This is a genomic window from Streptomyces sp. NPDC044704, assembly GCF_056433525.1.
On sequence record NZ_JBWKGY010000039.1, the window covers coordinates 19,693 to 30,208 of the forward strand.

At 74.9% G+C, this 10,516-nt stretch carries 6 protein-coding genes, 1 tRNA gene and 1 pseudogene; 3 read left to right on the forward strand and 5 right to left on the reverse strand.

Features of this window, described 5'->3' with window-relative positions; all coding sequences use genetic code 11:
* Window positions 1-6 precede the first annotated feature (6 nt).
* The 3 genes from AC07B0_RS39970 to AC07B0_RS39980 all read right to left on the reverse strand — a co-directional run bounded on the left by AC07B0_RS39970 (window position 7) and on the right by AC07B0_RS39980 (window position 5,333).
* Entirely contained in the window at window positions 7-1,239 is a 1,233-nt protein-coding gene (locus tag AC07B0_RS39970; protein WP_478900558.1) for a glycosyltransferase 87 family protein, read from the reverse strand.
* Window positions 1,240-1,382: 143 nt separating this feature from the next.
* Window positions 1,383-3,098: a methionine--tRNA ligase gene (metG, locus tag AC07B0_RS39975; protein ID WP_469384757.1), complete on the reverse strand. Its 1,716-nt coding sequence runs from the start codon at window positions 3,096-3,098 to the stop codon at window positions 1,383-1,385.
* A gap of 282 nt (window positions 3,099-3,380) precedes the next feature.
* Complete coding sequence (locus tag AC07B0_RS39980) at window positions 3,381-5,333, reverse strand: hypothetical protein (RefSeq protein WP_478900560.1); 1,953 nt, start codon at window positions 5,331-5,333, stop codon at window positions 3,381-3,383.
* Window positions 5,334-5,594: 261 nt separating this feature from the next.
* Here AC07B0_RS39980 and AC07B0_RS39985 point away from each other — a divergent pair, with 261 nt between their 5' ends.
* Window positions 5,595-6,197, forward strand: a complete 603-nt coding sequence (locus AC07B0_RS39985) for a sigma-70 family RNA polymerase sigma factor (protein WP_356877929.1) — start codon at window positions 5,595-5,597, stop codon at window positions 6,195-6,197.
* 779 nt (window positions 6,198-6,976) lie between these two features.
* Window positions 6,977-7,696 (forward strand): annotated as a pseudogene (locus tag AC07B0_RS39990) (IclR family transcriptional regulator domain-containing protein); the annotation flags it as partial.
* A 405-nt stretch (window positions 7,697-8,101) separates the two neighbouring features.
* On the opposite strand, the gene AC07B0_RS39995 reads toward AC07B0_RS39990, so the two are convergent.
* Together AC07B0_RS39995 and AC07B0_RS40000 are read right to left on the reverse strand one after the other, a co-directional pair.
* Window positions 8,102-8,189 (reverse strand) — tRNA-Leu (locus AC07B0_RS39995).
* A 204-nt stretch (window positions 8,190-8,393) separates the two neighbouring features.
* Window positions 8,394-9,335, reverse strand: coding sequence for a beta-ketoacyl-ACP synthase III (locus tag AC07B0_RS40000; protein WP_356877928.1), 942 nt, complete (start codon window positions 9,333-9,335; stop codon window positions 8,394-8,396).
* A gap of 206 nt (window positions 9,336-9,541) precedes the next feature.
* Here AC07B0_RS40000 and fdhD point away from each other — a divergent pair, with 206 nt between their 5' ends.
* Window positions 9,542-10,384 (forward strand): formate dehydrogenase accessory sulfurtransferase FdhD, encoded by an 843-nt coding sequence (gene fdhD / locus AC07B0_RS40005; RefSeq protein WP_478900561.1) that lies wholly within the window; start codon window positions 9,542-9,544, stop codon window positions 10,382-10,384.
* The last annotated feature ends 132 nt before the right edge of the window (window positions 10,385-10,516 follow it).

The window sequence follows — 10,516 nt, forward strand, 5'->3', positions numbered from 1 at the left end:
ACGGCGCTACGGCGCGTCGTGAGAGCCGCGCCGGGCGCCCGAAGGGTGCGGGGCCCCCGCCGGGCGGGCGACGCGCTCCCCGGAGCGGGCCACGACGCGGGAGACCCCCGGGCCGGCCGTGGAGCGGGCCCAGGCCACCAGCAGGACGGGCAGCGCCAGGTAGCCGAAGCGGCCCGCCGGGGCCAGCAGGAAGGCCAGCGTCAGCCCGAGGGCGAGCCGGTCGGCGGCGGCCACGACGGTACGCGGCGGGCGCACCACCAGGGAGGCCGCGACGACCAGCCCGCCGACCGCCAGCAGACCCACCGTCAGGTGCCAGCCCCACGGGCCGAGTCCGGCCAGCAGGTGCCCGGGCAGCGGGCTGCTCGCCGGGGTCGGCACGTCCGCGCGGCCCGTGGGGAAGGCGAACACCTGCCGCCACAGCTCCGCCGGCTGGAGCAGCAGCCCCGGCAGCACCAGCAGGGCCGTCCCCAGCCCGGCGACGGCCGCGCAGCGCACGGCGGCCCGTGCGCCCCGGACGACGCCGAGCAGCGCGACCGCCACCGCCACCGCGGGCAGCGCGGTCCACTTGAGGGCGCACGCCGCGGCCAATGCCGTCCCGGAGAGGCCCGGCCGGCCGGAGCCGGCCGCGGCGAGCGCCAGGCAGCACAGGCCCGCCAGCGGCAGGTCCACCCCGCTCACCGCCAGGGGCAGGGCCACCACCGGAGAGGCCACCAGCAGCGGCAGCAGCGGCGAGCGGACGCCGCCGAGGAGCCGGCGGCCGGCCCACATGCCCCCGAACAGGGCGGCCGCGCACCAGATCCGGGCGTCGCCCAGCAGTCGTACCGCCCAGTCCCCGCCCGCGCCGAAGGCGCCTTCCAGCAGGGCGCGGGGGATGCCGAGCAGGGCCATCCCGGGCAGGTAGGGGGTGTGGTCCTCGACCCCGGCGGGCTGGTCGACGTACATCCGTCCGGAGGTGAGCAGGAGCCGCCCGGACCGTTCGATCACGCCCACCTCGGACTGTCCCTGTCCCGTCAGCACGAGGTACAGCAGCGGTACGGCGACCGCCCCGGTCAGGGCCGCCCCCAGGGCGGCGCGGTGGCGGCCGCAGGCGGTGGCACCGGCGGCGGCGAGGTAACCGGCCCCCGCGCACCACCCCCACAGCCGGTGCGGGCCCAGCGAGGAGACGAGGGGGAACGAGAACGCCCAGGCGGCGGCGATCAACCAGGCCGCGGTCCAACGGGCGGTACGGGAAGGGGTCATGGACCCATTCCAGCCGCGCGGCCCCCTCCCGGTCTGCACGCCCAGGTGGACTCTTCGTGGTGGGGTTTTCCCTACCCCCGGACGCGCCGGAGGGGCGCTGCCGGCGTACGGCAGCGCCCCTCCGGGCGGTCACGAACGGGGCCTCAGGCCTCCGGGTTGCCGCCGAAACGCTCGCGGTAGGACTCCAGGTCCTCCTCGGTGATCTTCGCGAAGAGCACCGGCGGCACGGTGAACGGGGTCCCGGCCGGGACCGCGTCCAGCGCCTTCGCCTGCTCCGGCGTCACCCACGTCGCGGTGTCGCCGTCGAGGGAGAACGCGGAGCGCATGGCGCGCGCCGAGGCCGGGATGAAGGGCTCGGAGACCACCGAGTACAGGTGGATGAGGTTCATCGCGGTGCGCAGGGTGAGCGCCGCGCCCTCCGGGTCGGTCTTGATCTCCAGCCAGGGGGCCTTCTCCTCCAGGTAGGAGTTGCCGGCCGACCACAGGGCGCGCAGCGCGGCCGCGGCCTTGCGGTACTGGAGCGTCTCCATGTGGCCCTCGTACTCGGCCAGCAGCTCGGCGATCTGCTCGCCGAGCTTCGCCTCGGCCTCGCCGGCCGCGTTGCCCGCGGGGACGTCGTCGCCGAAGCGCTTGCGCGAGAAGGAGAGGACGCGGTTGACGAAGTTGCCGAGGGTGTCGGCGAGGTCCTTGTTGACCGTGGCGGTGAAGTGCTCCCACGTGAAGGACGAGTCGTCGGACTCGGGGGCGTTGGCGATGAGGAAGTAGCGCCAGTAGTCGGCCGGGAGGATCTCCAGCGCGTGGTCGGTGAAGACGCCGCGCTTCTGCGAGGTGGAGAACTTGCCGCCGTAGTACGTCAGCCAGTTGAAGGCCTTGACGTAGTCGACCTTCTTCCACGGCTCGCGGGTGCCGAGCTCGGTGGCCGGGAACATCACCGTGTGGAACGGGACGTTGTCCTTGGCCATGAACTGCGTGTAGCGCACGTCCTCGGCCTCGAACCACCAGGACGTGTAGTCGCGGTGCTCCGGTTCGGCGTCCGCCCACTCCTTGGTGGCGGCGATGTACTCGATCGGGGCGTCGAACCAGACGTAGAAGACCTTGCCCTCGGCGGCCAGCTCGGGCCACGTGTCGGCCGGGACCGGGACGCCCCAGTCGAGGTCACGGGTGATCGCGCGGTCGTGCAGGCCCTCGGTCAGCCACTTGCGGGCGATGGAGGACGCCAGCTGCGGCCACTCCTCCTCGTGCTCGGCGACCCAGGCCTCGACCTCGACCTGGAGCTTCGACTGGAGGAGGAAGAGGTGCTTGGTCTCGCGGACCTCCAGCTCGGTGGAGCCGGAGATGGCCGAGCGGGGCTCGATCAGGTCCGTGGGGTCCAGGACGCGGGTGCAGTTCTCGCACTGGTCGCCGCGGGCCTTGTCGTAGCCGCAGTGCGGACAGGTGCCCTCGACGTAGCGGTCCGGCAGGAAGCGGCCGTCGGCGGGCGAGTACACCTGCCGGATCGCCCGCTCCTCGATGAAGCCGTTCTCCTGGAGCTTCCGCGCGAAGTGCTGGGTGATCTCGGCGTTCTGCCGGGAGGAGCTGCGGCCGAAGTAGTCGAACGACAGCTGGAAGCCGTCGTAGACCGCCTTCTGGGCGTCGTGTGCCTGCGCGCAGAAGTCGGCGACGGAGACGCCCGCTTCCTTGGCGGCGAGTTCGGCGGGGGTGCCGTGCTCGTCGGTGGCGCAGATGTACAGGACGTCGTGGCCGCGCTGGCGGAGGTACCGGGAGTACACATCCGCCGGAAGCATCGACCCGACCATGTTGCCCAGGTGCTTGATCCCGTTGATGTAGGGAAGCGCGCTGGTGATCAGGTGTCGAGCCATCCTCGGATGCTCCATTCATTTCATTCGTGCGGATTCATGCGGCGACGATGTGCCGTGACGGATCGTGATGCGGTTCATCGTATCGAACCGCCCAAACGGCACGCGCCGCATTTGTGCGGGGGTGGAGTAACGCAAAAGCGAGGGCAGTGACCTCTCCGTCACGGCCCTCGCGATGGGCCCATGCTACAGGCGGCGGACGAGGCCCCCGACCGGTGTCCGGCGCGCGGACACCGCCGTGGCGGCGCGTCCCGGCCGTGCGCCGCCCCGGCCCGCGGCCCCCTGTCAGTCGCGGCCGCCGCCCGCGCCGTCGAGGGCGGTGATCCGGGCGCCGCTCGCGAGCCGGGCCGTCAGGGCGACCGGGGCGCCCTCGGGTCCGGCGGGGGCGGTCAGGGTGCGGCCGTTCGCCTCCGCGCGGACCGCGCCGGTCGCGGTGACGGCCGCGACCTCGCGGCTCCCGGCGGCGAGGAGGTACCAGCGGCCCGCCGGGGACCGCCAGCGGGTGCCGGCGAGGAGGTGCTGGCCGAAGCGTCCGCAGGCGGCGGTGGACCGGGCCCGGGTCACGTCCTGCGGTGGTCCGGCGGGCAGGCGCAGCTGGACCAGGACGTCGCCCGGCCCGGCCCAGCCGGAGGCGCGGGTACAGGTCCACACCGCCCGCCCGGCGCCGTCGGGGAGGTCGGAGGCGGCGAAGTCCCAGACGTTGACGGCGCGTACGCCCCCGCCGCGCAGGTCCCGCAGCCGGCAGGCGACGGGCGCCCAGGCGGCACGGGCGGCCGGGCCGGTGGCCTCGCGCGGCTGGCGGGCGGGGACGGCGCCCGGGCCGTCGGGGAGCGGGGTGTGCGTCAGGTGGACGGGCGTCGGCGCGCCCAGGTCGGCGAGGACGAAGGAGTGCTTCTCCACGATGCGGGCGGAGGAGGTCAGTTCGAGTACGGGCCAGGCGTCGCAGGCCCCGGTGGTACGGGGCACCGCGGCCGGGGCCGTGACCCCGTCGGCGCCGACGGCCAGCGCGGTGGCGTCGTCCCCGGGGCGGAGCAGGTCGCGGGTGCCGGCCCGGGCGATCCAGGGGGCCAGGAGGTAGCGCGCGGGCCGCCCGTCCGCCGGGCGGCCGAGGGCGAGGGCGGCCGCGGTGGTGACTCCGGCCTCGTCGGTGCGGGCGAAGTCGAGGGTCCGGCCGCGGGGGCCGGCCGCGGCTTCGGTGTAGCGGACGACCCGGTCGCCGTCGAGGAGCAGCACCACGGCCCGGGACGCGTCGGCCGGGGCCCGCCCGTCCGCCGCGCCGGCCGCGCCCTGGACGTTTCCGGCGTACAGCAGCTGGGGCGGGTGGGCCGGCGGGTCGGTGGCCGTTCCGGGGGCGGCGGTGACGGAGACTCCGCCGGGCCGCGCCGCCCAGGCGCCGAGCGCCCGGGCGAGGAGGGACCGGTCGGCGGTGCGGGCGCCGCGGGCGGGCCACGCGGTGAAGTCCACCCGGGCGGTGTCGGCCCAGGCCTCGGCGGGGACCCGGACCAGCCGCGCGGGGTCGAGCACCCCGGCGGCGACCGGCCCCGCGGCGGGCGTCGCCGGGGTTCCGGCCGGGGATCCGTCGGCGACGAGGAGCCCGCCGGTCAGGGCCACCGCCGCCGCGGCGGCGGCCCACCCTGCGCGGACCCTGCGGCGGCGGCGCAGCAGGTCGGTGGGCCGGGTGCTGATCACGCTGGCGTCGTGCTCCGGCGTGCGCAGGGCACGCAGGAGCGTTTCGTCGACGGGCCGGGCCAGGGCTTCGCGCACCGCGTCGGCCGGATCGGCGGCTCCGGCCGCGCCGAGCAGCCGGACGACGGCCTCCTCGGGCAGTCCGTCCAGCCGGTGCAGGACGAAGGCGGCCCGGACCGCGCCGGGCGCGCCCTCCAGCAGCCGGGCCACCTCGTCGATCCCGCCGGCCGGGGGCCACAGCCGCAGGCCCCAGACGAAGGGGGGTGCGGGTGGCGTGCCGATCCGGGCCGACAGGGCGCGGGCCCGTCCGGCGGGGGCGAGGGCGGCCCGCAGTACCCGGATGCGTACGCCCCCGAGGGGGCCGCCCGGGCTGTCGGGGCCGCCGGGGCCGCCCGGGTCGGGGCCGCCGCCCGCGCGGGGCAGGGCCCGTTGCACGGCCCGGTGCGCCAGCAGGACGCGGGAGTGCCGTCCCAGGGAGCCGGGGAGGGTGACGTACGCGAGGCGGATCAGGTGGGGGTAGTGCTCGACGAGCACCGCCTCTGCTCGTTCCACGGCGGTGGAGCCGAATCGCTGTGATGTGGCCACGGTCAGACGAACGAGTGAATCATGGGATGGTCACACGCCGTGCGCGTTGCACCCCGGGCGACGCACACAGCGGCATATGCATACGCGCTGGCCAGGCCGCTGCCCGGTCGACATCGGTCATGAACCGATCATCACCGAACGTAATATTTCCAGGTTTCTTCTCTGCGCCCTCCGAGTGCGCCCGCGCTGATCTGATGGCCCCCGCACCAGGGGATGAGGTGGGGAACGGTGAACGATGGCGGACCGGAGGAGTCCGGTGGGGCCGTGGGACTGCCGAGCCGGCGCCGGCAGCCGACGCCGATGAGCCAGTGGGATCCGACCGCGCGCCTGTCGTACTGGGCCTTCCACGCGAACCGGCGGCCGGCGTACATGCGCTTCGCGTACCTTCAGCTCGGCTCCGACGCGGCCGCCGAGGACGCCGTCGACGCCGCCTTCGACTCGATCATGAACGAGTGGCTCCGCATGCTGCACATGGACCGCCTCGACGCGTACGCCTGGACCGTCCTCAAGCAGCGTCTCGTGGACTGGCAGCGCCGTCGCGACCCCCGCCGCAGCCGGCCCGAACCGATGGACATCAGCGCCTTCGAGGCCGCCCTCAAGGAAGCGCACGCCGACCAGTACGAGGTACTGACCGACACCATCCGCTTCTACTCCGCCGTCTCCCGGCTCGCGGAGCGGCAGCGGGACACCGTGATGCTGCGCTACGGACTCCAGTGCACCCCCGGAGAGGCCGCCGCCGTGATGGGCGTCGACGAGGCCACGGTCCGCTCGCAGCTCGGCCAGGCGCACCGGCGGCTGGCCCGGCTGCTCGACGCGTCCGCCGAATCATGAGGCCGCCCGAGGGCCGTGACGGCGACGGCAGCCCGCGCGCGCTGGCCGAGTTCCTGGCCCGGGCGGGCGTCCGCGACCGCTATCCGCACTACGACCTCGGCGCGGCCGAGGCCCGGCTGCTGCGCGCCCCGCTCGTCCCCGGCGTGGCCGCGGCCGCCGGCGGCCGGACCCGGCGCCGCCCCTTCGGCTGGAGCGATCCCGCCCGGGACTGTCCGCTCGACGCCGAACGGGCCCGCCGCGACCTGAAGGCCGCCTGCCTCGCCGTCGTCTGCGACCCGCGCGCGGAGCACGACCTCGGCCGTTTCCTCGACGGCGGCCACGCCGACCTGCCGGGGGCGGTCGTCTTCGGCTGCCTGCTGCACCTCGCCGGACTGCGCGAGGGCTCCCGTTTCTGGTGGCAGTTCGCGGCCGGATCCGGTGGCGCGCGCACCGCACCCGCCGCGTACTGCCTCTTCCTCGACCACTCCCGGCGCGGCGAGCACCACGACGCCCGGGTCTGGGCGCGCGAGCTGTGCCTGCGGGGTTTCCGCCCGAGCGGTCGCCGCGAGCTGCGCGAGGTACGGCTGTGCGCCCAGGCCGCCGTCCTGCGCTACGTCGACCAGCTGGACGATCCCGACCTGGGCCCGGTGCCGCTGCCGAGGCCGGGGCTGACCGCGGTACTGGCCGCGTTCCTGCCGCCGGCCCCGCTGCCCGCCCCGCCCCGACCCGCGCCGGCGCCGGCCGCGCTGGGGACCGCCCCCCGGACCCCGCGGTCCGCCCCGGCCGGCACGGGCGAGGCCATGGCCCAGGCCCACCGCGCGCTGGCCGTCGTACGGGTCCTGGAGCGCCATCCGCTGGGCGTGCGGGTCGGCCGGCTGCGCCGGGAGACGGGCCTGTCCGAGGTGGAGCTCGGCCCGCTGCTGGCCATGCTGTGCGAGGAGGAGTACGCGTACCGCCCGGGTGCGGGGGTCTACGGGCGCGGCCCGGCCCTGGACCGGCTCGCCGCCCCCGGCGGCCACGGCCTGGCGGGGCAGCTCCAGCGCACCCTGGCCCTGGCGCGCGACAGCGCGGGCGCCGCCGTCTACCTGAGCCGGTACGCAGAGGGCGAGGTCCGGATCACGCAGATGGCGGACGGGCCGGGGACTCCGCCGGTGCGGGAGTGGGTGGACTTCCGCGCGGCCGCGCACGCCAGCGCGGTCGGCAAGTGCCTGCTGACGCAGCTCGACCGCGACGGCCGCGCCGACCACGTGGCCCGCCACCGCCCGGCCCGCCTCACCCCGCGCACGATCACCGACAGCCGGGTCCTGTTCAGTGCCCTCGACGCGGTCGCACCGGGTGCCCCCGTCTTCGACCTGCGCGAGTACTCCCCCGGGGTCGTCTGCTCGGCGGTCCCGATCGCGACGGGCGACGCCGCCGGCAGCCTCGCCCTGTCCCTGCCCGCCGCCCACGCCCACCGACTGCGCTCCGCGACGGAGGCGCTGCGCCGCAAGGCCGTCCCGGTGCTCCTGGCCCTGCTCCTGTCCGGCGCGATCCCCCCGGACCCCCCGCCGGCCGACGCCCCGGCCGATCCGCTGACCGTTCCTCTGGCCGATGCCCCGGGCGGCCCCGGGGCGGCGGGCGCCGCGCAGGCGTCGACCCGGATGACCCCGGAGACGCTGCGCCACCTCGGCCGGCTCTTCCGCACCCCGCTGACCCGCATCACGTGCAGCGCGCCGGACGGCCCCCACTTGGTCAGCGACCCCGCGGCGGCGACGGCGTACCTGTTCGACGCGCCCGACCCGGACGGCCCGCGCCTCTCGCTCCCCCGCACCTTCACCCAGGTCGCCCCGGGCACCCTGCCGTCCCCCGACGGCCTGGTGGTCCTGCGCATGTGACGGGGGGCGGACACAACGAGAAGAGCCCCACACGATGTGTGGGGCTCTTGCTGGTGTCCGAGGGGGGACTTGAACCCCCACGCCCGATAAAGGGCACTAGCACCTCAAGCTAGCGCGTCTGCCATTCCGCCACCCGGACCAGGTGGTCGGCCCCGGTTTCCCGCGGCGACATGGACAACAATAGCAAAGGATCGGCGGGGTTCCGACCACATATCCGACCGGCCACGCTCCGCCACGCCGCGCTGACCTGCACGCATGCGCGACACCCTCTTGCGAGACGGGCCGTCTCGCAAGGTGGGGAGGACGTACGGGCCCGGCACCGGGGGGTGCGGGCGGCCCGGCGTTACGGGCAGTGGATGACCTGGCCGGCGTAGGAGAGGTTGCCGCCGAAGCCGAACAGCAGGACGGGGGCGCCGGAGGGGATCTCACCGCGCTCGACGAGTTTCGAGAGGGCGATCGGGATGCTGGCCGCCGAAGTGTTGCCGGAGTCCACGACGTCACGGGCCACGACGGCGTTGACGGCGCCGATCCGGGCCGCGAGGGGTTCGATGATCCGCAGGTTCGCCTGGTGGAGGACGACGCCGGCCAGCTGCTCGGGGGTGACCCCGGCCTTCTCGCAGACCTTGCGGGCCAGCGGCGGGAGCTGGCTGGTGGTCCAGCGGTAGACGGACTGGCCCTCCTGCGCGAAGACGGGGGGCGTGCCCTCGATGCGGACGGCGTGACCCATCTCCGGGACCGAACCCCACAGGACGGGCCCGATGCCCGGCTCCGCGCTGGCCTCGACCACGGCCGCGCCGGCGCCGTCGCCGGTGAGCACGCAGGTGGTGCGGTCGCTGTAGTCGGTGATCTCGGTCATCTTGTCGGAGCCGATGACCAGGGCGCGGGTGGCGGAGCCGGCCCGGATCGCGTGGTCGGCGGTGGCCAGGGCGTGCGTGAAGCCCGAGCAGACGACGTTGATGTCCATGACGGCCGGGCCGCCGCCCATGCCCAGCTTGGCCGCGACGCGGGCGGCCATGTTGGGCGAGCGGTCGATGGCGGTGGAGGTGGCCACCAGCACGAGGTCGATGTCGTCGGGGGTCAGTCCGGCGTTCGCGAGGGCCTTGCCGGCGGCCTGGTAGGCCAGCTCGTCCACCGGTTCCTCGGGCCCCGCGACGTGCCGGGTCCGGATGCCGACCCGGGACCGGATCCACTCGTCGTTCGTGTCGACCATGGCCGCGAGGTCCTCGTTGGTGAGCACTTTCGCGGGCTGGTAGTGCCCTAGCGCCACCACGCGTGAACCGGTCATGGGCGGGGTCCCCCTCTGTACGGAAGTCAGGATTTCCCAGCTTCGCCTGCTACCGGTGGGTACGGGTGCGCGTGACCCGACAGGATTCCGACACCTATGTTTGGAGAATTCCGAGCAACTTCCTGCCGGGGACGCCGTTGGCCGCAGATCCGCGAGAATGTCCTCGTCAGGTGCACGACGAGGACAGAACGGGTGGGCTGATCGCCATGGGACGGGTCACCGAGCGGCGCCGCGTCGTCCGGATCCGGGACGGGGTGGTGGGGGTCCGCCCCGACACCCTGGTCGCCGAGGAGCCGCTGGAGATCCGGCTGAACGGGAAACCGCTGGCCATCACGATGCGCACGCCGGGCGACGACTTCGCGCTCGCCGTGGGATTCCTGGTGAGCGAGGGCGTGATCGCGCACACCGCGGACGTCCGGGCCGTCACCTACTGCGAGGGCGCCACCGAGGACGGTTCCAACACCTACAACGTCGTCAACGTGCAGCTGGCCGCGGGAGTGCCGCTGCCGGACATCACGCTGGAACGGAACGTCTACACGACCTCCTCGTGCGGACTGTGCGGGAAGGCCAGCCTGGACGCGGTGCGCACCGCGAGCCGGTTCCCGGGGATCGCCTCCGATCCCGTACGGGTCACCCCGGAGCTCCTGTCCGAGCTGCCGGACCGGCTGCGGGCGGCGCAGAAGGTGTTCGACCGGACCGGCGGGCTGCACGCGGCCGGGCTGTTCTCGGCGCAGGGCGAGCTGCTCGACCTGCGGGAGGACGTCGGGCGGCACAACGCCGTCGACAAGATCGTCGGGCGGGCGTTGCGGGCGGGCGGCCTGCCGCTGACCGGTGCGGTGCTGCTGGTCTCGGGCCGGGCCTCCTTCGAGCTGGCGCAGAAGGCGGTCATGGCCGGGATACCCGTGCTGGCGGCGGTCTCGGCGCCGTCGTCGCTGGCGGTGGACCTGGCGGTGGAGTCGGGGCTGACCCTGGTCGGCTTCCTGCGCGGCCGGGACATGAACGTGTACGCGGGCGAGCAGCGGATCGTCCTGCCGGAACGGGCTTCCTAGGAAGGGTCGTCGAAGCCGGCCCGGCTCCGACGACCCTCCCTAGGGCCTGTCGTCAAACTCCCGTCGTCGCCCGGAGGGCGGCCCTGCGGCGTCTGGTGCGTGCTCTCGGTGCGCCGGGCGGAAGCCCGCGTA

Bases quoted from the DNA above. Each gene is read 5' to 3' on its own strand.
- fdhD (WP_478900561.1), top strand. From the start codon at position 9,542: ATGGGACGGGTCACCGAGCGGCGCCGCGTCGTCCGGATCCGGGACGGG.
- metG (WP_469384757.1), bottom strand. From the start codon at position 3,098: ATGGCTCGACACCTGATCACCAGCGCGCTTCCCTACATCAACGGGATC.
- AC07B0_RS39970 (WP_478900558.1), bottom strand. From the start codon at position 1,239: ATGACCCCTTCCCGTACCGCCCGTTGGACCGCGGCCTGGTTGATCGCC.
- AC07B0_RS40000 (WP_356877928.1), bottom strand. From the start codon at position 9,335: ATGACCGGTTCACGCGTGGTGGCGCTAGGGCACTACCAGCCCGCGAAA.